Genomic DNA, 21,765 nt, shown 5'->3' with positions numbered 1-21,765 from the left:
TGTTATGAACCGCCGCCCGTGATGAGCGACGAAGCCTTGGCCAGCCATGAACCGCCGTTATCACGCGGCTCGAGACCACCGCTCTGCAAGAGCTTGTAGCTGTCCTTGTACCACTGGCTGTCCGGGAAGTTCTTGCCGAGAACCGAAGCGGCCATCTGGGCTTCCGAGGTCAGGCCAAGCGCATAATAGGCCTCGACCAGACGCGCCAGCGCTTCTTCCACCTGACGGGTGTTGGAATATTCCTCGACCACGCCGCGGAAGCGCTTGATGGCGGCCAGATATTCCTTGCGTTCCAAATAGTAACGGCCAACCTGCATTTCCTTGCCTGCAAGCTGGTCGCGGGCAAAGCGGATCTTGGCTTTCGCGTCGTCGGTATATTCCGAATCCGGGAAGCGATCGACCACTTCCTGCATCGCGGCAATGGCGCGGCGGCTTGCAGCCTGATCGCGCGTCACGTCCGGAATCTGGCGGAAATAGGAAAGACCGATGATGTAATAAGCGTAAGCCGATTCGGGCGATGTCGGGTAAAGCGTGTTGTAACGCTTCGCCATGCTGATCGCTTCTTCGTAATTACCCTTGCGGTAATTGGTGAAGGCAGCCATCACAAGCGCCTTGCGTGCCCATTCCGTATAGGGATGCTGACGGTCGATGGCGGCAAACTTCTTGGATGCCTCGTCAAGACGCCCCGCATCCAGATTGGCCAGACCTTCATTATAGAGCTTGTCGGCAGGATCGATCGTCTCAACATACTTGGTGAGATCAATATCGTCGTTCTTGCTGGCGCAACCGGCGAGCGGGATAAGAACGGCGATAGCGCCAGTCAACAGCGCGGTTTTCGTCACACCCGTGAATTTGAAACTCGTCATGCGGTCTCCGGCCTTCTGGCAGCGTCATTCCTGTTTGAAGCAACGTGCGCGCTTGTAGCATTGCAACCGTGCTTCATCCATCCAAATCATTCAACTTTGGCAAAGATTAAACAGTGCCAAGGCTGTTTTGGCCGTCCATAAACCACATGCAGGCGCAATCGTCTAGCTCTACAATCGCCAGATTTTGGCCGAAACACTGTCCGGACGGCTCCTTCGCAACGTGTGAACCGTGAAGATTGGTCCCCTCATCAGCCCGCCGTAAAACGGCAGGCGACTCGCATCACAATGGTGAACCGGCGAACACGGCTCAATTAAGGCCGAGTTCCGGGATCATCCAAATTATTGTGGACTGTGCCACGAAGACCGGAAGCGCCTCTTAAAGCGCCCAGGGCGCAGCGATATTCGGCTTCACGGCAACGAAATCCGAGCTCTTGGCATTGCGGCGCACGCCGGATGCTTCAACGATATCGAAAGCGCTCTTGTCGGCCAGAAGCGCCTTGACCGTTTCTGCATTCAGGCGATGACCGCTGCGATAGGAGCGGAAACAGCCGATGAACGGCAGACCGGCCAGCGCCAGATCGCCCACGGCATCCAGCGTCTTGTGACGCACGAACTCGTCCTTGAAGCGCAGACCACCCGGATTGATGACCGAATTGTCGTCACCAATGACCAGCGAATTGTCGAGCGACGAACCAAGCGCATGGCCGGAGGCCCATAGACGCTCCACATCCTTCATGAAGCCGAAGGTGCGCGCAGTGGAAATCTCCTTACGGAACACCGCCTCGTCCATGTCGTTCGCAAATTTCTGACGTCCGATCAGCGGGCATTCGAAATCGATCTCGACCTCAAAACGCGTGCCAGAGAACGGACGGAACTCACCCCAGGAGCCGCCGGCTTCCACACGGACCGTCTTGAGAATACGGATGAAACGGCGCTTGGCCTGCTGCGTGACAATGCCCGCCTCGTCGAGCGCTTCGATGAAGCGCGCCGAGGTGCCGTCGAGAATAGGCACTTCCGGACCGTCAATCTCAACGATCAGATTGTCGATGCCGAGTGCGGCGACAGCGGCCATCAGATGCTCGACCGTATCGATCTTCGCTTCTTTTGGTCCGAGCGACGTGCAAAGATCCGTTGCGCCGATTTCCGAAACATGGGCGCGAATTTCGCGTGCAGTGCCTTTCAGGTCCGAGCGCTGGAAGATGATGCCTGTATCCGCATCGGCAGGAAGAAACGTGGCCGACGCCGGAGCGCCACCATGGACACCCACACCGGAAAGGGTCACCGCACGACCAATTGTCTTTTGATAAGCGCTCAAGGCTGTTCCAATCTATTCAAAATCCAGAATATACGCTCAACGCGTAAACAGGCCGCACTTGCTCGCTGGCGTACCCTGCTCCCGCAATCGCACAATCTAATTCGCAAACGCGATTAATCCGTTAGATATGGCAAAATTAGCGGCAGGGAAGACAAAAAGAATCACAACCCCGTGTGAGCCCCGATACAACCGACCACGCTTAAAATAGTGAGCCGGGTCGCGGGGACAAAATCACGCTTTCTTACGCTCTATTACCATAAAGGCCGTTTTATTCCAGCATTCCCGGCAAAAAGTAAAAAGCCCACCTGAGACAGGCGGGCTTTTTGGGATTTTACATCGGCGTTCGATCAGTTCGACTGGCGGCGCAGGAAGGCCGGGATTTCGAGCTGGTCGTCTTCAGACGCTGCACGCGGCTGCGGACGGCCCTGATCGTCGAGCTGGCCACGGCGCGGCGCGTAGATCGAGCTGTCCTGCTGCATCGGGCGGCGTTCAGCCGGACGCATGCCGGGTTCGCGATGCTGCGCTGGCTCCAGACGGGCTGCAGGCTGCTCTTCTTCACGGCGCGACAGACCATGGGTCAGGCGCTTGAGAAGGCTCATCGGACCGCGCGGCTCTTCCTGAGCAGGCTGTGGCTGCTGCGGAGCGCGACGGGCGGCGATTTCAGCCTGTGCAACCGGCGGGAAATCCGAAACAGCTGGCATACGCGGAGCCGGGCGCGGTTCGCGGGCCGGTTCTGCATGCATCTGCTGCGGCTGCTGATAAGCCTGCGGCTGAACAGCATGGGCTGCCTGCGCCTGCGGCATCGGTGCGCGAGCAACCGGAGCGCGTTCGAAAGCTTCCGGTGCCGGCGCCTGGAAAATGCGGCTCTGCGGACGGAAATCAGGTTCTGCGGAAGCAGCAGGTGCGGCTGGCGCAGCAATCGGCATATCGACTTCGGCAGACTGGATTGCCTGAGCAATCGGGTCGGCCTGACGCGGCTGTTCAACGACCGGAGGACGCAGAGCGCCGTGCGGAGCCATCGGCTTGGCTTGCGAGGTCGGCTGCTTTACCGGCTGGCGAAATTCCAGCGGCGCAGGCGCCGCATCTCCGATCTGCTTGTCGATGCCGGTAGCAACCACGGATACACGGATGACGCCTTCGAGACCTTCGTCGAAGGTTGCGCCGAGAATGATGTTTGCTTCCGGATCGACTTCTTCACGGATACGCGTTGCAGCTTCGTCGACTTCGAACAGGGTCATGTCGCGACCGCCGGTGATCGAGATCAGCAGACCCTTTGCACCGCGCATCGAGGTTTCGTCGAGCAGCGGGTTGGCAATCGCAGCTTCGGCAGCAGCCATTGCGCGGCCTTCGCCGGAAGCTTCGCCGGTGCCCATCATCGCTTTGCCCATTTCGCGCATAACCGAGCGAACGTCAGCAAAGTCGAGATTGATGAGGCCTTCCTTGACCATCAGATCGGTGATGCAGGCAACACCCGAATAGAGCACCTGATCGGCCATCGCGAATGCGTCGGCGAAGGTGGTCTTGTCGTTGGCGATGCGGAAGAGATTCTGGTTCGGAATGACGATGAGCGTATCGACGTTCTTCTGCAGTTCTTCGATGCCGAGGTCGGCCGTCTTCATGCGGCGCGCGCCTTCGAAATGGAAAGGCTTGGTCACGACGCCGACGGTCAGGATACCGCGTTCACGTGCTGCGCGGGCAACAACCGGAGCTGCACCGGTGCCGGTGCCGCCGCCCATACCTGCGGTGACGAAGCACATATGCGTGCCATTGAGGTGATCGACGATTTCGTCGATGCATTCTTCAGCAGCGGCACGACCGACTTCGGGCTGGGAACCTGCGCCCAGACCTTCCGTCACGGCAGCGCCGAGCTGGATGATCCGGTCGGACTTCGACATGGTCAAAGCCTGCGCGTCAGTGTTGGCCACAACGAAATCCACGCCGCGAAGACCGGCATTGATCATGTTGTTGACTGCATTGCCGCCGCCACCGCCGACACCGAAAACGGTGATGCGGGGCTTCAGCTCGGTGATGTCCGGCTTTTGCAGATTGATAGTCATTGGTCCTTGTTCCTCTTAAAGCCCGTCACCGCGTTTCGCCGCTGCGGTGCTGATTGGTTGTTACCCAGATGGTCACGTCCCGGAAAATTCGACTGTTCACTCAAAGATCGGTTACTCAGAAACTCTCCCTCAGCCATTGGCTGACACGTTGAATGCGCCCACCCGTACCGGTCATGAGACCGGAGGAAGCTGCTTTTACCGACCGCTCTTCTATCCCGGCCACCTGCGGGTAGATCAGAAGTCCGACGGTCGCGGCAAAAGCTGCCCCCTTAGCCGCCTCAGGCAATCCCGCTATTCCTAGAGGACGCCCGATTCGTACATTTCTTGCAAGGATTCGTCTGGCGGCCTCCGGCATACCCGGCAACTGGCTTGCGCCGCCGGTCAAAACCACACGCTTGCCGACAATGTGTCCGAGGCCCGACTGGTTCAGCCTGTCGCGAACCAGTTCCAGCGTTTCTTCCACTCTTGCACGGATAATCCGCGTCAGAACCGACCGCGGATACTGATTGGGTACATCACGCTCGTCGTCGCCAATCGGCGAGACGGAGATGAGATCGCGGTCGTCGGCAGCGCTTGGCAGCGCCGAGCCATACATGACCTTCAGGCGTTCGGCGTCTTCCATGCGAGTGGAGAAGCCGCGCGCCACGTCCATCGTGACGTGATTGCCGCCGATGGCAACCGCATCGGCGTGAATGAATTTGCCTTCGGAGAAGACGGAAATCGTCGTGGTGCCGCCGCCCATGTCGATGCAGGCAGCACCCATTTCGGCTTCATCGCCGACCAGAGCCGACAGGCCGCTTGCATAGGGCGTCGCCACAATGGCCTCGACCGAAAGATGGCACCGATTGATGCAAAGCTCGAGATTGCGCAGCGGAGCGGCATCAGCCGTCAGCACATGCATATCGACGCCGAGGCTGTCGCCCAGCATGCCCTGCGGGTCGCGCACGCCGCGCTCGCCATCGAGCGTATAGCCGATCGGCAGCGAGTGAACGAGGTGACGCTCAGCCGCCAAAGCCTGCTTCGCGCCAGCGGCCAGAACGCGGCGAATATCGGTCTGCTCGACCTCGTGTCCGCCGAGATTGACGCTCGCGGTGAAGGTTTCGCTCTTGAGGCGACCGGCCGAAATATTCACGATCAGGCTGTCGACAGTCAGACCGGCCATGCGCTCTGCGGCATCCACAGCGAGACGGATGGACTGTTCGGCGGCATCGAGATCGATGATCACGCCGGACTTCACGCCGCGCGAACGCTGATGGCCGATGCCCAGCACTTCCATGCGGTGCGTGCGGCCTGGCAGAAGCGCGCCGCCTTCATGCGGACGCAGCCTTGCGATGACGCAGGACACCTTGCTTGAGCCAACATCCAGAACCGTGAGCAGGCGCACCTTGCGCCCTGCAGTTCCGCCTTGTGATGATCCCTTACCGCCCAGAATACTCATACGCGCTTCCCCGTGCGGGCCAATTCTTTCTTACGCTCCGCCAGGAACTTCTGGCGCTGTTCCATACCGCTTGCCGTCAACTGAACGGTCACACGGTCATCCAGACGAAGATCGACCGCCATGATATCGCGGGTCAGAAGATGCTTTTCCTCATCGAGTTTCTGGATCTGCGCGAGAGCCTTCAGCGGATCTTCCGACGGAAGCATGATGCGCACACCATTGTCCAAAAGCAGGTCCCAGCGACGGTCGGCGACGCGGATATAGGCGCGAACCTTGCCAGCCAGCGCCGGATAGTTTGCGACCTCGTCGACAAAGCCCTTGACGACCTTCTCAGCGCCTTCACCGACCACGAGCGGCAGCGTGTTGTAACGACCGGCGCGGAAAGGCACGATGGTATCGCCTTCGGCATCGATCAGCGACAGTTCCTTGTCGTTCTGCCAGATGGCGAAGGCCTGACGCTCTTGCAGCGCGACCTGAACCGTGCCCGGATAAACCTTGCGCACTTCGGCGCTCTGCACCCATGGCAGCTTTGCGATTGCAGCGCGCGCTTCTTCAGCGCTCAGGCCGACCAGCGACGTCTCGCCATCAAGGTTAAGCTGACCCAGAATATCGATATCGGAAGTCTCGTGATTGCCGACGACCTTGACGTCCTCAATGGCGAAACCAAGCGTCGAGGCCGTGGCCTTCACCACGTCCTGCGAGTGACCGCCAACAACCATGCCGTAAAGACCGGTGGCGCCAAGGAAGCCCAGCATACCGATAGTGCCCGCATGGCGCGGAATGCTGACATTGCCCTGAAACAGACGGGCGGCGAAGCGAAACGGCTTGCGCAGAAAGCGCGGCAGGACGAATGCGACATTCATCGCCGATGCGTTTCGCATCGCGCCCGAGCGCCCATATCCATCATTTCTGCCGTTCAACGCAAACAAGACGCGTCCTCCACCATCCAACTCAACAATTCACCGAAAGAGATACCAGCCGCTTTGGCGATATCAGGCACGAGCGAGGTGGGCGTCATCCCCGGTTGGGTGTTAACTTCCAACCAGATAACTTCGCCTTCTTCTGAAAAACGATCATCGAAACGGAAGTCCGACCGGCTTACGCCCCGACACCCGATTGCCCGATGCGCCGTAAGGGCCATTGTTTGTATTTTTTGGTAAATATTTGGTAAAATTTTTGCCGGACACACGTGAGTTGATGCGCCTGCAACATATTTTGAATCATAATCGTAGAACTGATGGCCGACCGGAACGATCTCGCAGACATCCATGGCGCGATCGCCCATCACGGCGCAGGTCAGTTCGCGCCCGGCGATGTAGCTTTCGACCAGAACTTCATCGCCATATTTCCAGTCGGCGGAGCCGATGATCTGCGGCGGATGAGTCTGGTCTTCCTTGACGATCACGACACCGAAGCTAGAGCCTTCGCGCACTGGCTTGACGACATAAGGCGGCTCCATCGGATGTTCGGAACCGATATCGAAACGGTTCATAAGACGCGACGGCGCGACGGCCACGCCAGCAGCGGCAGCAACCTTCTTGGCGCGATCCTTGTCCATGGCGAGCGCGGAAGCGAGAACGCCGGAATGGGTGTAGGGAATCTGGAGATATTCGAGGATGCCCTGAATGGCGCCATCTTCACCGAATGGGCCATGCAGCGCATTGAAGGCGACATCCGGCTTCAGCTCGGCCAGAACACTGGCAACATTGCGGTCCACATCGATGCGGGTCACGCGGTAGCCGCACTCTTCGAGGGTCTTTGAACAGGCCGCGCCGGACGACAGGCTGACAGGACGCTCGGAGGAGAATCCACCCATCAAAACGGCGACGTGTTTTCCCGTCATGTTAAGCATCCCCTCTGCGCAATCCCCTGCGCGGTGAATCAAGAACAGAGTCCGAACAGTCCAGCGGCACAGGCCGCAGACACCCGCGGCAGGAAAATCCTGCCGAATCAAATCACTGTGTGGTTAACCATAAAGAATCAGAGGATTGATTCCGTGACAAGACCCTATCAAAAGGGACGAACCTTACGCGTCGCTTGCGAAGGCGAAAAAGCCCGGAATTTCAGGCAGAAAATCCGGGCAATTTTTTTATTAAACTTTGCCGAGAAACTCTTCTACGCGCTCGCCGTCGCGGAACAAACCGAGACGCTTGATCTCCCAGTGGAGGCGAATCCCCGAGTTCTCGAAAACTTTTGCGCGAACTGTCTCGCCCAAAGTCTCCAGATCATGCCCGGTCGCAGTGCCAGTATTGATCATAAAATTGCAGTGCATCTCCGACATCTGGGCACCGCCGACGCGCAATCCACGACAGCCAGCCTTGTCGATTTCCTTCCAGGCAGATGTGCCTTCAGGGTTCTTGAAAGTAGAACCGCCGGTCTTTTCGCGCACAGGCTGCACCGTCTCACGATGATGCTGCACCTCGTCCATGGCGCGCTGAATATCCTCGCGGTCACCCGGAACGCCCTCGAACAGCGCCGAGGTGAATATCAGCTCCGGCGATGCCGAAGAATGGCGATAGGCATAGCCCATATCGGCATTGGAAAGCACATGCAGCTCGCCCTTGCGGTCAAGCGCCCGAACTTCCACACCGCGCTCGCGCGTTTCCACGCCATTTGCGCCCGCATTCATGCGCACCGCCCCGCCAATGCCACCAGGAATGCCGTGGTAGAAATGGAAGCCCGCAAGCCCCGCCTCAAGCGCCGCCGCAGCCACGCGCTTGTCTGGCGTCGCTGTGCCGGCCTTAAGCTGCGTCTCGGAGACGCGCTCCACCTCGCCAAAGCCCTTTGCGGAGAGCCTGACAACAAAGCCGGGTACTCCACCGTCGCGGACGAGCAAATTGGAACCGATACCGACCACGAGGATCGGTATTTCTTCCGGCACTGCCTTCAGGAAATTCGACAGGTCTTCCTCATCGGCAGGCTGGAACAGAACCTGTGCCGGACCACCGGCGCGAAACCAGGTAATCTTGTCCATGCCCGTATCGGGCGTCAGACGCCCGCGCAGGCCCGACAGCTTGCCGTCGAGCTTCTTGAGAAGCGTCTCGCCGCTTTCCATCGGGTGATAGTCCATTACTTCTTACCCTGTTCGGCGAGTTCCTTGGGCAAAGCATAGGCCCATTGCGTGATGTTGCCCGCACCGAGGCAGACCACAAAATCGCCCGGCTGCGCGATAGAGGCAACCAGCGGAGCCAAGGCTTCCGGTCCGCTGGCATAACGCGCATCGCGATGGCCCGCCGTCTTGATACGGCTAACGAGCGTTTCGGAGTTCACGCCTTCGATAGGGTCTTCACCAGCCGTATAGACCGGCGTGACGATGACGGTGTCGGCATCGTTGAAGCAGGCAGCAAATTCGTCGAACAGGCTGTGCAGGCGCGTATAGCGATGCGGCTGCACAATGGCGATCACACGACCGCCTGCCTGGCTGGTGGCTTCGCGTGCGGCTTTCAGCACGGCTCGGATTTCCACCGGATGGTGACCGTAATCGTCAAAGATTTCGACGCCATTCCACGAACCCGTATGGGTGAAGCGGCGCTTCACGCCGCCGAATGAACCAAGGCCGCGACGGATATCGTCAGCGGAAATGCCCAGTTCATGTGCGACCGCGATGGCAGCCGTGGCATTGGACACGTTATGCTGGCCGGGCATCGGCAGACGCAGATCCTTGATTTCGACCGTCTCGCCCTTGCGCGAACGGATGACGACGTCGAACAGGTTCGCCGCACCTTCCATGCGCTGATTGACGAAACGCACTTCCGCCTGCGGGTTCTGACCATAGGTGATGATGCGGCGGTCTTCGATGCGACCGACAAGCGCCTGCACTTCTGGATGATCGAGGCACATGACGCCAAAGCCGTAGAACGGCACATTCTCCACGAACTGCGCGAAAGCGGCGCGCACATTGTCAAAATTGCCGTAATGGTCGAGATGTTCCGGATCGATATTGGTTACAACCGCAATATCGGCGGGCAGCTTTAGGAAGGTGCCGTCGCTTTCGTCGGCTTCTACCACCATCCAGTCGCCGTCACCCATGCGGGCATTGGTGCCATAGGCGTTGATGATGCCGCCATTGATAACGGTCGGATCGAGATGCCCCGCATCAAGCAACGCCGCCACCATCGACGTGGTGGTCGTCTTGCCATGCGTACCGCCAATGGCGACCGCACGACGGAAGCGCATCAGCTCGGCCAGCATTTCGGCGCGGCGCACGATAGGCAACAGCTTTTCGCGTGCAGCGGCCAGCTCGGGGTTGGTCTTCTTGATAGCCGTCGAAACAACGATGACTTCCGCGTCGCCAAGGTTTTCCGCCTTGTGACCAACAAAGACCTCGATGCCCTTCTCGCGCAGACGCTGCACATTGGCGCTGTCCGACTGATCCGAGCCCTGGACCTTGTATCCGAGATTATGCAGCACCTCGGCGATGCCACTCATGCCGATGCCGCCAATTCCAATGAAATGGACGAGCCCGATGTTCAGCGGCATTTTCATGACCGAGTTCCTTTTTTAAATTCCTGGACAGATTTTCCTGCTGCAATAGCCTCTGCCAGATCGGCAAGCAACCGCGCAGCATCTGGCTTACCGACGCTTTTTGCGGCTTTTGCCTGATTTTCGAGCCTTTCCGGCTCATTCATCGCCGATTGCAGGATTTGTGCAAGGCGTTCTGACGAAAGGTCGGCTTGCCGCACCACCTCGCCGCCGCCAGCGCTGGCGAGTGCAGCGGCATTGGCCGCCTGATCGTGATCAAGCGCATGGGGGAATGGCACCAGAATGGCCGGACGACCGATCACCGTTATTTCCGAAACCGTCGATGCGCCGGAGCGCGAGATGACGAAATGGGCATCCGCCATGCGTGCCGGCATATCGTTGAAGAACGGGGCCACATCGGCTGGAATGCCAAGCTTCTTGTAGGCCTCGCGCACGGAAGCTTCGTCTTCCTTGCGCGCCTGCTGGGTGATCAGAAGTCGCGCACGTTCCTTCTCGGGCAGAAGAGCAACAGCAGCCGGTATCGCGTTTGAAAAGAACTGCGCACCCTGACTGCCGCCGAAAACCAAAAGACGGAAACGCTCATCAGGCTTTGCGGGCTTGTAAGGCGTGGCGGCTGCCGCCAACACAGGCGGGCGCACCGGATTGCCGGTCGTGACCGTTTTGTCGGCAAAGGCACCGCCTGTTTCCGGCAGAAACCCGCCTGCAATCGCCTTGACGCGCCCCGCAAGGCCTTTGTTGGCGCGGCCCATCACGGCGTTCTGTTCATGCACCAGCGTCGGAATATGCATGTTGCTCGCGGCATAAAGCGGCGGCAAGGTCGGATAGCCTCCGAAACCGGCAACGAGCTTCGGCTTCAAGCGGCGGAACAATTTGCGTGAATCGAGATTGCCCTGCCACAGCGACCAGAACGTTTTGAGCAGCGCAATCGGATTGCGGCCCGCAATGGTAGCCGAACGGATCACATGCACATGGCTTTCATCGAAAGCGCCCGCAAAACGCTGCGCGCGAGCGTCGGTCGCCAGATGCACATCCCAGCCGCGCGATTTCAGCTCATGCGCCAACGCTTCCGCCGGAAAAAGATGGCCGCCCGTTCCCCCGGCGGCCAATACGATAACACCTTTACCCATCAATCCCTCACAGCGCCGGAATGCGTTCGCCCCGATTTGAACCAATATGCCCAACCGTGTGCGTCATGCGCGCTTCCGGACGGCGACGGGTGAGCGCCAGCAGAATACCCATGGTGATGGCAATCGCCCCCAGCGACGAGCCGCCATAGGAAATGAACGGCAGCGTCATGCCCTTTGCAGGCATCAAATGCAGGTTCACCGCCATGTTGATGATCGACTGGAAGCCGAAAAGGATCACGATGCCCGACACGGCCAGACGTGTGAACGCATCGCGTTCCTTGAGCGCGATGGAAAGTCCGCGCACCACGATGAAGGCAAACAGGAACATGATGATCATGCACAGGATGATGCCATATTCTTCCGCAGCCACCGAGAAGATGAAATCGGTGTGGCTATCGGGGATGATGCGCTTGACCGTGCCTTCACCGGGCCCCTGCCCGAACCAGCCGCCACGCAGAATGGCTTCGCGTCCGGCATCCACCTGGAACGTATCGCCTTCGCCCGTCATGAAGCGGTTGATACGACCGGCCACGTGGTCGAACACGAAATAAGCGCCGAAACCGCCGCAAACGGCAAGACCGCCCAGAACCAGAATCCAGAACATCGGCAGGCCCGCGAGAAAGAACATCGCGCCCCATGTGCCGGTGGTCAGCATGGTCTGACCAAGATCGGGCTGCAAGACCAAGAGACCCGCAACAGCGCAAAACAGCAGCATGGCGAGGAAATAGCCCGGCATGTCGCCGCCGCGTTCGCGCTCGGAGAAGAGCCAGGCGCAAACCACCACGAAAGCGGGCTTCATGAATTCGGACGGCTGGATGGAAATGCCCGCCAGATTGACCCAGCGGCGCGCACCTTTCACTTCAATCCCGAAGAAGAGCGCCGCAACCATCAGCACCATGGAAACGGCAAGCAGGATCAGGGCGAAACGCCTGATCTGCCGCGGAGAAAAGAACGACACGCCGATCATGACGATGACCGCCGGGATCATGAAGACGATCTGGCGTTCGACGAAATGGAAGCTGTCGAGACCAATGCGCGACGCCACGGCCGGGCTTGCCGCAAAGGACAAGAGAATGCCAAGCCCCATCAGGGCCAGACAGGCTACGAGAAAGAAGCGGTCTATTGTCCACCACCAGTTGGCGACAGGACCGCGATCGACACGGCTTACCATCAGCTTTCTCCTCCAATAGGCATGATACCCGGAAGGGCCAATACGGCGCTGCGGAAGGCATCGCCGCGTTTTTCAAAATTCTGGAACTGATCGAAGCTGGCGCAGGCTGGCGAAAGCAGCACAACCGGCTCCGAGGCTGCATCATTGCCCGCATCGCGCGCGGCATGATCGACGGCCACAGCCAGCGTATCGGAAATCTCGAACGGCACGCTGTCGCCCAGCGTCGCCGCGAATTGCGCCGCCGCTTCGCCGATCAGATAGGCCTTGGCGATGCGCGGGAAGAACCCGCCGAGCGACTCGATCCCGCCCGCTTTCGGCACGCCGCCAGCGATCCAGTAGATGTTCTGCGGAAAGGACGACAGCGCGGGTGCGGTCGCATCGGCATTGGTCGCCTTGGAATCGTTGACGAACAGCACTTTGCCGCGCCGCCCCACCTGCTCCATGCGGTGCGCCAGACCCGGAAAGCTTTTCAGCCCGGCGCGGATTTCATCGAGCGACAGGCCCACCGCAAGGCAAGCCGCCACGGCTGCAAGCGCGTTCTGCGCATTATGCGCGCCGCGCAGCGAACCGATCCCGGCGAGCGAAGCCAGCTCCTCAACCTTGCCATCGGTGGCATGAGAGAGGGTCTGCCCCTCGGCGAAATAGCCGTTGTCGAGGTGCTTTTCCTTGGAAATCCGCGCAACATTGACACCGTTCGCCGCCAGATTTTCGGCAATCGCCGTGCAGTAAAGATCGTCAACGCCGATGATCGCCGTGTGGCTTGCCGCAACCAGCCGCGCCTTGATGGCCGCGTAATTTTCCATCGTCCCGTGACGGTCGAGATGATCCGGCGTCAGGTTCAGCAAAATGCCTGCGGTCGGGTTCAGCGAAGGTGCCAGATCGATCTGGTAGGACGAGCATTCGACCACATAGAAGCGGTTAGCCGCTGGCGGGTCCAGCGTCAGGATTGCCGTGCCGATATTACCGCCGAGTTGCATGTCGCGGCCAGACGCCTTGATGATATGGGCGATCAGCGCCGTGGTGGTCGATTTGCCGTTGGTGCCGGTAATGGCGATGAACGGGCAATCGGGCGCGATATGATTGCGCTCGCGCACGAAAAGCTCCACATCGCCAATAATCTCAACGCCTGCCGCATGGGCAAGATCGACGGTCCAATGGGGCTTGGGGTGGGTCAATGGCACACCCGGCGAAAGCACGAAGGCGGCGAACTGCGACCAGTCCGCCTGCCTCAGATCGCCGGTTGCAATGCCCGCACCTTGTGCGCGGGCCACACTGTCGGGATTATCGTCCCAGGCAATGATCTTCGCCCCTCCGGCCACAATGGCCTTGGCCGTGGCGATGCCCGACCCGCCCAATCCGAAGAGGGCGACGGTCTTGTCTTTAAGGGCGGTGATCGGGATCATTCTTCTTGCCTGTCGATACTGGTCTTGTGACTATCTGAGCTTGAGGGTGGAAAGGCCGATCATCGCGAGAATGATGGCGATGATCCAGAAACGGATCACGACCTGGCTCTCGGTCCAGCCCTTCTTTTCAAAATGGTGGTGGATTGGCGCCATCAGAAAGACGCGCTTGCCGGTCAGCTTGAACGAGCCGACCTGAATGATCACCGAAAGCGCTTCCATCACGAACAGGCCGCCGATGATGGCGAGCACGATTTCATGCTTGGTCGCAACGGCCACGGTGCCGAGCATGCCGCCCAGCGCCAGCGAACCCGTATCGCCCATGAAGATAGCGGCAGGCGGCGCATTGAACCACAGGAAGCCAAGGCCCGCACCAATCACCGCGCCCAGCACCACGGCGAGTTCACCCGTGCCCGGCACGAAATGGATTTGCAGATAATCGGCGAAGATCGCGTTACCCGAAAGATAGGCGATGAAGCCGAAGGAGGCGGCGGCAACCATGACCGGCACGATGGCCAGACCGTCGAGACCGTCCGTCAGGTTCACGGCATTGCCCGCGCCGACCATCACGAAGGCGGCGAAGGGAATGAAGAACCAGCTCAGATTGATCACGAACTGCTTGGCGAATGGGAAGGTCAGCGAAGAGGAGAAAGGCTCCTGCCCCGCGCGCATGATGACGAAGGCGGCAATCGCTGCGATCAGGAATTCGATGCCCAGACGCGCCTTGCCGGAAAAGCCCTTGTCGGACTGCTTGGTCACTTTCAGATAATCGTCATAGAAACCGATGGCGCCGAAACCCACCGTGACCAGCAGCACCACCCAGACATAGACGCTGGAGAGATTGGCCCAAAGCAGGCACGAAATGAGAATGCCGGTCATGATCATCAGACCGCCCATGGTGGGCGTACCGGCTTTTTTGAAATGGGTCTGCGGGCCGTCGGCGCGGATCGGCTGCCCCTTCCCCTGACGCACGCGCAACGAATTGATGATCGTCGGGCCGAACAGGAACACGATCAGCGCCGACGTAATCATTGCGCCGCCGGTGCGGAAGGTGATGTAGCGGAACACGTTGAGCGGTGTCATGTGTTCGGCGAAGAAGGTGAGAAGCATCAGCATGTGGAGAAAATTCCCTCGACCATCGCCTATTCCGCCGGCTCGACCGGCGGAAACTGGGCAGTGAAAGCCTTGACGATTTTGGAGAAGCCGATTCCCTTGGACGATTTCACCATGACGACATCGCCGGGACGGACCGCCTTTATCACCAGCGGCAGTAATTCATCGGTGCTCTGCCTGTATTCGGTGTGAATTTCAACCGGCAAGGCGTTTTTAAGCACCGACATTTCAGGGCCGCCGATAAAAAGTGAATTCACTTCGGCATCCACGATCGGACGTGCGAGGTCGGCATGCAGCTTTCCGGACTGGCGACCGAGTTCCAGCATGTCGCCGAGAACCGCGATACGCCGCCCTTTCGGACCTTCCGGCTTGGACGACTGGAGCAATGCCAGCGCCGCCCGCATGGAGGTCGGATTGGCATTGTAGCTTTCGTCGATCAGCGTGAACGTGCCGCCATCGGGATGTTGCAGCACATGCTGCGCGCCGCGCCCGCCTTCTGCCGAAAGGGTCGCCATGGCCATGGTAACCTTGGCGAGATCAGCGCCGACGAGGTCGCAAGCGCCCAGAACCGCCAGCATGTTCTGCGCGATGTGACGGCCCGGTATGCTGACCTTCACGACAGCTTCATGGTTGCCGATCTTGACCGTCATGCAGGAGCAAGACGGATGCAGCTTGACTTCACGCAGGCGATAATCGGCGCGCGCATTCTCGCCAAAGGTCGAAATATGTTCGACGCCAGCTTTCTCCGCCAGTTCTTCCAGCTGCTTGAAACGCTTGTCGTCACGGTTCAAAAGCGCATAGCCGCCCGGAACGATGCCTTCGAAAATCTCGGCCTTGGCGACCGCGATCTCCTCCAGATTGGCGAAATGACCAAGATGCGCAGGCGCGATCAGCGTGATCAGCGCCACATGCGGACGCACCATCTTCACCAGCGGACGAATTTCGTCGTGGTGATTCATGCCGATTTCGAATACGCCGTAATCGGTATCGGCTGGCATGCGGGCGAGCGTCAGCGGCACACCCCAATGATTGTTGAAGGATGCGACCGAGGCATGAACCTGGCCGACGCCGGACAGAACATGGCGCAGCGCTTCCTTGGTCGTCGTCTTGCCGACTGAACCCGTCACCGCAATGATCTGCGCCTTCGAGCGCGCGCGTGAGGCGATGCCCAGCTTGGTCAGTGCTTCCAGCACGTCTTCCACGACGATCATCGGCACTTTGAGATTGCCGAATGCAGGCAGGCGATGCTCGGCCACCACCAGTAGACCCGCCCCAGCCGCCATGGCCGCCGTCGCAAAGTCGTGCCCGTCAAACAGGTCGCCCTTGATCGCGAAAAACGCCTCGCCGGGTTTCAGCGTGCGGCTGTCGATGGAAATGCCGGTTATACCTGCGGGAAGCGTGCCGAAGGGCCTGCCTCCCATGGCGTCAACCATATCAGCCGATGACCACAGCCACTCTTTCATCCCTGACGCTCCTCGAGACGTGCGGCCAGTGCGGCTGCGACTTCCGCATGGTCGGAGAACGGCAAGGTGATGCTGCCGACAATCTGGCCTTCCTCATGTCCCTTGCCCGCAACCACCAGCGTGTCGCCCGGCATCATCATGGACACAGCCGTGAAGATCGCTTCGCGACGGTCGCCGATTTCCGTCGCGCCAGTCGCCGCAGCCATGATTTCCGAACGGATCTGCGCCGGAACTTCAGAACGTGGATTATCGTCGGTGACGATAACAACATCGGCAAGACGCGAGGCGATTTCGCCCATGATCGGGCGCTTGCCCTTGTCACGATCACCGCCACAGCCGAACACGACGATCACGCGGCCCGTGGTGAAGGGGCGAACCGAAGTCAGAACATTTTCAAGCGCTTCCGGCTTATGCGCATAATCGACATAGGCCGGTGCGCCGTCTTCGGTCGCGCCCACCAGATCGAGACGGCCCGGCGCGCCCTTCAGGCGTTCCAATGCGCGCATGGCGGCAGCGGCGGGCACGCCCGTCACCATGGCAAGACCAGCAGCAACAAGCGCATTCGCCACCTGGAAATCACCGGCGAGCGGCAGCTCGATTTCAAAGATTTCGTCGCCAATGCGCACTTCGACATGCTGGCGGAAACGCTCATGCTCGACGCGCTTGAGGTTGATGAAATTGCCCTTGCGGCCCACGGTCTTCACGTCACAACCGGCAGCGGTCGCCGCATCGATGGCCTGTTGCGAGAAATGATCGTCCGAGAAGATGATCGCAGGCGCACCCTTTGGCAGCAGCGTATCGAACAGGCGCATTTTCGCGCCAAGATATTCTTCGATGGTCGCGTGATAATCCATATGATCGCGACCGAGATTGGTGAAAGCGCCAGCAGCGAGTTTCACCCCGTCGAGACGGCGCTGGTCAAGCCCGTGCGACGAGGCTTCCATCGCAGCATGGGTCACGCCCTCATCGGCCAGTTCAGCCAGAACCCGCTGCAACTCCACCGGATCGGGTGTCGTCAGCGAATTATAGTCGCTGCGGGTCGGCGAAAATACGCCCGTCGTGCCAATATTCGCAGCGGGAAACCCTGCATAAGCCCAGATCTGACGTGTGAAGGAAGCAACGGAGGTTTTGCCGCTGGTGCCCGTGACGGCAACCATAATCTCCGGCTGTTTGCCATAGAACTGTGCCGCTGCGGTTGCCAGAGAATGGCGCGGATCGTCCACATGCAGAACCGGCACGCTCGCATTCACGATGGCGGCATCCTTGGCGGCGATCACGGCGGCTGCACCGCGTTTGATCGCATCGGCAGCAAATGCCGCGCCATCCGCCTTCACGCCTTTGAGCGCGGCGAAGAGGAAACCGCGTTCGACCTTGCGGGAATCCGAGGTCACGCCCGTGATTTCCACCTCACCGTCGGTGCCGGTGGCCAGTTCCGTAAAAAGAGCGATTTCCTTCAGTTTCATGGCAATCAAATCCAAATTTCGTTGCGTACCCAAGCTATGCTGCGCGAATCAGTCGTATTCGTTGGAAACCATTGCTGGCGGCAATTCCTGTTTTAAATCAGGCCCACCGCTCATATTGCTAACCGTTGCCGGTTGCGCATCCAGTTCGAAGTCAGGTTTGACACCGAGAAACGACGCGGAACGGCTGATGATTTCATAGACCATCGGTGCAGCATTGAAGCCCGCGGTCGCGCCGAATTTGCCCTGTTCCGGCTTCGGCTCATCGATGATGGTCAGCACGACATAGGCCGGATCTTCGATGGGAAACGAGGCAAGGAAGGCGTTAAAACGCGAATCCTTCGAATAACGGCCGTGAACCACTTTTTCAGCCGTACCCGTCTTTCCGCCGACGCGATAGCCCGGAACGGCCGCGCGCTTGCCCGAACCGCCCGGCGCCGTGGCGTTGAGGCGATAGAGATAACGCATATCAGCAGAAACTTGTGGATGAACGACCTGCTTCTCTCCGAGAGCGACAGTTTCAGCCTGAGAACGCATCAGGAAGGTCGGGTTGAACAGCTTGCCGCCATTCATCAGCGCTGCCGCGCCCACCGCCGTCTGCAGCGGCGTCGTCATCATGCCATGACCGAACGAGATGGTCATCGAATGGACCTTCTTCCAGACGCGCGGCTCGACCGGACGCGCCACTTCCGGCAATTCCGTCTGCATGCGGTCGAGAAGACCCATCTTTTTCAGGAAGGCGCGATGGCCTTCGATGCCCACCGCATCGGCTTCGCGACCGGAACCGATATTCGACGAATAGATAAAGACTTCCGGCAGCGTCAGCCAGCGGCCCTTGCCGTGGAAATCGCGGATGGTCTGGCGACCGAACACCAGCGGGCGCGTTGCATCGAGCTTCGACTGCAAGGTGAACTTGCCGGAATCGAGCGCCATCGCCGTCGTGAAGGTCTTGATGGTCGAGCCCATTTCATAGGTGCCCGCCGACATGCGGTTGAGGCGATCCTTGTCGAGCGCATTGACCGGATTGTTCGGATCGAAATCCGGCACCGAGGCCATGGCGATCACTTCGCCGGTCTTGATGTTGAGAACGACGGCGCCTGCGGCAATGGCGCGATAGCGCTCCATGGCCTTGACCAGAACGTCGCGCATGATGTGCTGCACGCGGATATCGATGGACAGGCGCACCGGCTCAAGCGACTGACCGGTCGCAAGACCGGCAAGGCGGAGATCGGTCAGGCCCTGGCTGTCGATATATTTTTCCATACCGGCAATGCCCTGGTTATCGACATTGACCAGGCCGAGAATATGCGATGCGGTCGGACCGCCCGGATAAAAGCGGCGCTTTTCGGTGCGGAAGCCGATGCCCGGTACGCCGAGCGCCATGATCTGGCTCTGCTGCTTCGGCGTCAGGCCGCGCTTGACCCAGACGAAGCCCGCGCCGCTCTTGAGGCGCTTATAGGTCGCTTCCCAATCCAGATCGGGCAGCACCGTGGACAGCATTTCGATGGTTTCATCCGGATCTACGATCTTGCGCGGTTCGGCATAAAGCGAAGCGGTGTTGATGTCGGTCGCGAGAATTTCGCCATTGCGGTCCAGAATATCGGGACGCGAGGCCAGCTGGTGCACAGCGGGGCCGGACGCGTCTTCGTCCTCGCCGCCGATCATGCCGAAATAGACGAGCTTGCCGCCAATCACGCCATAGATGCCGACGAAGCAGGCAATCGCCATCCACAAACGGTTGCGCGCACGATTGCCGTGTTTTTTACGCGACCCGACAAAAGCCATGTTGCCAGCCAGCTTTTCATCGCCGACCGGCTCCAGACCGTCCATCGCATTTTTGTTCTTTTTGGAAAGACCGAGTTTCAGCCGCATGATCAGTGCTTTGCCCCGCTCTTCTTCTTGATGCTGCCGGTGGTGACCGTGTCCTGTTCGAGGACACCGCTTGCGACCAGTTCATCCGTGCCGGAGATGATTTTCTGAATGTCGTCCAGCGGACGTTCCGGAATATCGGATACGCTCAGGATGAGCTGCTCGGCCACGATGGGCTGCAGGTTCAGCTCTTTTTCATAGACGCCGGTCAGGCTTTGCAACCGGCCCGGCTGCGTCATCAGCGCCCAGTCTGCCCGCAACAGCGTAATCGTATCGCGCTCGGAATTGATCTGGCGTGTCAGCTTGGCGATGACCGCGATCTGTTTTTCGGCGTCATACTTGATGGTGTAGGTGACAGCTGCCGCCACCAACATCGCCGCAATCATGATGAGATCAAAAGTACGCAGCACTCGTTCAACTCCGGCTCAGTTCATGCGTTTCAGGCAATTTTGGGAGCCCGAACAGCGAAAGATCATCTTCAAGCGGCGGATTAGCCGTCCGCAAACCGGCGCGCAGCTTCGCCGAGCGCGCGCGTGGATTGCTGGCTTCTTCCTCCGGCGTCGGCCCAACAGCGCCTTTGACCGCGGGCGTGAAACTTGGATGGCGCACATGGGTTTCGGGCATATGCCGCGAGCCCGCACTACCGCCTGCGCGATCCGCGAAATAGCGCTTCACCATGCGGTCTTCGAGCGAATGGAACGTCACCACCACCAGCCGACCGCCGGGCTTCAGAACCTGTTCGGCAGCCAAAAGCGCGCGGGCCAGTTCGCCCAGCTCGTCATTCACATAGATGCGCAGCGCCTGAAACACGCGCGTCGCGGGATGAATAGGCACTTTGGGATTCCGACCGACCAGCGATTCAATCGCATTGGCGAGATCGAGCGTGCGCGTGAAAGGCTGCGCCTCGCGGCGCTTCTCGATCATCCGCGCGATACGCCCTGCATGACGCTCTTCGCCAAGGAAATTGAAGATGCGCGCCAGATCGCCCATTTTCAGGCGATTGACGACATCGGCAGCGCTCGGCCCCTTGCTGGACATGCGCATGTCGAGCGGCCCGTCCTTCTGGAAGGAGAAGCCGCGCTCGGCTTCATCGATCTGCATCGACGAAACACCGATATCGAGCACAACGCCATCCACTTTGCTGCCTGCTCCCTTCACTTGCGCAACGGCTTTATCCAGCGCCGAAAACCGGCTTTCCACCAGATGCAGACGCCCCGGAAACTGCTTTTCCATGGCGCGTCCGGCTTCGATGGCCATTGGATCGCGGTCTATCGCGATCACTTCGGCGCCTTCATCCAAAATGCGCCGGGTGTAGCCGCCTGCCCCGAAGGTGCCGTCGACGATGACTTCGCCGGGCTTGGGCTTGAGAGCGTCAATCACCTCGGAGATCAACACCGGAACGTGACGGACTTCAGCCCCTTCGGCTTGAGATTTGTCTCCGCCGAGGCTCGCCATCATTCCGTTCCTTTCCCGGGAGTTGCCCCGCTATCCTGTGTCTGCCTGCAGATTCCGGCCATTTGCCGTCATGGTGACGATCAGGCGGATTCGTTCGTCAGTTATCGGATATTAAGCTTAATGAAGCGTTATCCTTTACATCAGCACACGGGAATATTGAGGGGCAGTAGGGCAGTAGGGCAGTAGGGCAGTAGGGCAGTAACCTGTCTCTTATACACAGTCCGAGCCCACCTCTCCTGCACATCCGCGAGCCCAGCAGACCGAGGCTGCTCTCGTCTGCCGTCTCTTAAAAAAAAAAAAAAAAAAAAAAAAGAAAAAAAAAAAAAAAAAAAAAAAAAAAAAAAAAAAAAAAAAAAAAAAAAAAAAAAAAAAAAAAAAAAAGAAAAAAAAAAAAAAAAAAAAGAAAAAAAAAAAGCGCTTACAATAACAACCGAGAAACGAAAAAGCCGACAGTCGAAGCAAAACGCGACGCAGGCACAAAGAAGGCGATCGACACCGACAACAAACCGGGAACAACGCCGCTGACAACGCTGATGCAAACCAAGAAAA

17 protein-coding genes and 1 pseudogene are annotated in these 21,765 nt (G+C 59.1%); 1 reads left to right on the top strand and 17 read right to left on the bottom strand.

Translation table 11 applies throughout. The features are described 5' to 3' along the window. Window positions 1-2: 2 nt before the first annotated feature. The 17 genes from JAU75_RS00085 to rsmH all read right to left on the bottom strand — a co-directional run bounded on the left by JAU75_RS00085 (window position 3) and on the right by rsmH (window position 21,219). Window positions 3-866, bottom strand: a complete 864-nt coding sequence (locus JAU75_RS00085) for an outer membrane protein assembly factor BamD (RefSeq protein ID WP_199053610.1) — start codon at window positions 864-866, stop codon at window positions 3-5. Between the two features lie 376 nt (window positions 867-1,242). Next, complete coding sequence (gene lpxC / locus JAU75_RS00080) at window positions 1,243-2,181, bottom strand: UDP-3-O-acyl-N-acetylglucosamine deacetylase (protein WP_199053608.1); 939 nt, start codon at window positions 2,179-2,181, stop codon at window positions 1,243-1,245. A gap of 347 nt (window positions 2,182-2,528) precedes the next feature. After that, entirely contained in the window at window positions 2,529-4,238 is a 1,710-nt protein-coding gene (gene ftsZ, locus JAU75_RS00075; protein ID WP_199053606.1) for a cell division protein FtsZ, read from the bottom strand. A 115-nt stretch (window positions 4,239-4,353) separates the two neighbouring features. Beyond that, window positions 4,354-5,676: a cell division protein FtsA gene (gene ftsA, locus JAU75_RS00070; protein WP_109369408.1), complete on the bottom strand. Its 1,323-nt coding sequence runs from the start codon at window positions 5,674-5,676 to the stop codon at window positions 4,354-4,356. Beyond that, window positions 5,673-6,605, bottom strand: coding sequence for a cell division protein FtsQ/DivIB (locus JAU75_RS00065; protein ID WP_199053599.1), 933 nt, complete (start codon window positions 6,603-6,605; stop codon window positions 5,673-5,675). The genes ftsA and JAU75_RS00065 overlap by 4 nt, the downstream gene beginning before the upstream one ends. Beyond that, a complete protein-coding gene (locus tag JAU75_RS00060) occupies window positions 6,593-7,519 on the bottom strand; it encodes a D-alanine--D-alanine ligase (RefSeq protein ID WP_078339427.1) in 927 nt (308 codons plus the stop codon). Before JAU75_RS00060 ends, JAU75_RS00065 begins: the two co-directional genes overlap by 13 nt. Before the next feature lie 249 nt (window positions 7,520-7,768). Beyond that, window positions 7,769-8,731 (bottom strand): UDP-N-acetylmuramate dehydrogenase, encoded by a 963-nt coding sequence (gene murB / locus JAU75_RS00055; protein ID WP_199054873.1) that lies wholly within the window; start codon window positions 8,729-8,731, stop codon window positions 7,769-7,771. Window positions 8,732-8,745: 14 nt separating this feature from the next. Continuing rightward, window positions 8,746-10,161: a UDP-N-acetylmuramate--L-alanine ligase gene (gene murC / locus JAU75_RS00050; RefSeq protein WP_199053598.1), complete on the bottom strand. Its 1,416-nt coding sequence runs from the start codon at window positions 10,159-10,161 to the stop codon at window positions 8,746-8,748. Next, entirely contained in the window at window positions 10,158-11,285 is a 1,128-nt protein-coding gene (murG, locus tag JAU75_RS00045) for an undecaprenyldiphospho-muramoylpentapeptide beta-N-acetylglucosaminyltransferase (RefSeq protein ID WP_199053597.1), read from the bottom strand. Before murG ends, murC begins: the two co-directional genes overlap by 4 nt. A gap of 7 nt (window positions 11,286-11,292) precedes the next feature. Then, complete coding sequence (ftsW, locus tag JAU75_RS00040) at window positions 11,293-12,456, bottom strand: putative lipid II flippase FtsW (protein WP_199053596.1); 1,164 nt, start codon at window positions 12,454-12,456, stop codon at window positions 11,293-11,295. After that, the gene (gene murD, locus JAU75_RS00035) at window positions 12,456-13,859 is read right to left on the bottom strand and encodes a UDP-N-acetylmuramoyl-L-alanine--D-glutamate ligase (RefSeq protein WP_199053595.1); all 1,404 of its coding nucleotides are present in this window, start codon (window positions 13,857-13,859) and stop codon (window positions 12,456-12,458) included. Before murD ends, ftsW begins: the two co-directional genes overlap by 1 nt. Before the next feature lie 30 nt (window positions 13,860-13,889). Then, window positions 13,890-14,972, bottom strand: coding sequence for a phospho-N-acetylmuramoyl-pentapeptide-transferase (gene mraY, locus JAU75_RS00030; protein WP_199053589.1), 1,083 nt, complete (start codon window positions 14,970-14,972; stop codon window positions 13,890-13,892). Window positions 14,973-14,998: 26 nt separating this feature from the next. Next, the gene (locus tag JAU75_RS00025; RefSeq protein ID WP_199053587.1) at window positions 14,999-16,432 is read right to left on the bottom strand and encodes a UDP-N-acetylmuramoylalanyl-D-glutamyl-2,6-diaminopimelate--D-alanyl-D-alanine ligase; all 1,434 of its coding nucleotides are present in this window, start codon (window positions 16,430-16,432) and stop codon (window positions 14,999-15,001) included. Next, window positions 16,429-17,901: a UDP-N-acetylmuramoyl-L-alanyl-D-glutamate--2,6-diaminopimelate ligase gene (locus tag JAU75_RS00020; RefSeq protein WP_199054872.1), complete on the bottom strand. Its 1,473-nt coding sequence runs from the start codon at window positions 17,899-17,901 to the stop codon at window positions 16,429-16,431. The genes JAU75_RS00025 and JAU75_RS00020 overlap by 4 nt, the downstream gene beginning before the upstream one ends. A 42-nt stretch (window positions 17,902-17,943) precedes the next feature. After that, the gene (locus JAU75_RS00015; protein WP_199053585.1) at window positions 17,944-19,764 is read right to left on the bottom strand and encodes a penicillin-binding protein 2; all 1,821 of its coding nucleotides are present in this window, start codon (window positions 19,762-19,764) and stop codon (window positions 17,944-17,946) included. A 2-nt stretch (window positions 19,765-19,766) separates the two neighbouring features. Beyond that, window positions 19,767-20,171: a hypothetical protein gene (locus JAU75_RS00010; RefSeq protein WP_199053583.1), complete on the bottom strand. Its 405-nt coding sequence runs from the start codon at window positions 20,169-20,171 to the stop codon at window positions 19,767-19,769. Window positions 20,172-20,175: 4 nt separating this feature from the next. Continuing rightward, complete coding sequence (gene rsmH / locus JAU75_RS00005) at window positions 20,176-21,219, bottom strand: 16S rRNA (cytosine(1402)-N(4))-methyltransferase RsmH (RefSeq protein WP_199053581.1); 1,044 nt, start codon at window positions 21,217-21,219, stop codon at window positions 20,176-20,178. 413 nt (window positions 21,220-21,632) lie between these two features. On the opposite strand from rsmH, the pseudogene JAU75_RS24190 reads away from it, so the two are divergent. Beyond that, window positions 21,633-21,765 (top strand): annotated as a pseudogene (locus JAU75_RS24190) (imidazolonepropionase); the annotation flags it as partial.

The organism is Ochrobactrum sp. Q0168 (assembly GCF_016427605.1).
Taxonomy (GTDB): domain Bacteria; phylum Pseudomonadota; class Alphaproteobacteria; order Rhizobiales; family Rhizobiaceae; genus Brucella.
The sequence above is the reverse complement of the archived record's forward strand: the minus strand, read 5'-3'. Positions and strand labels throughout refer to the sequence as shown.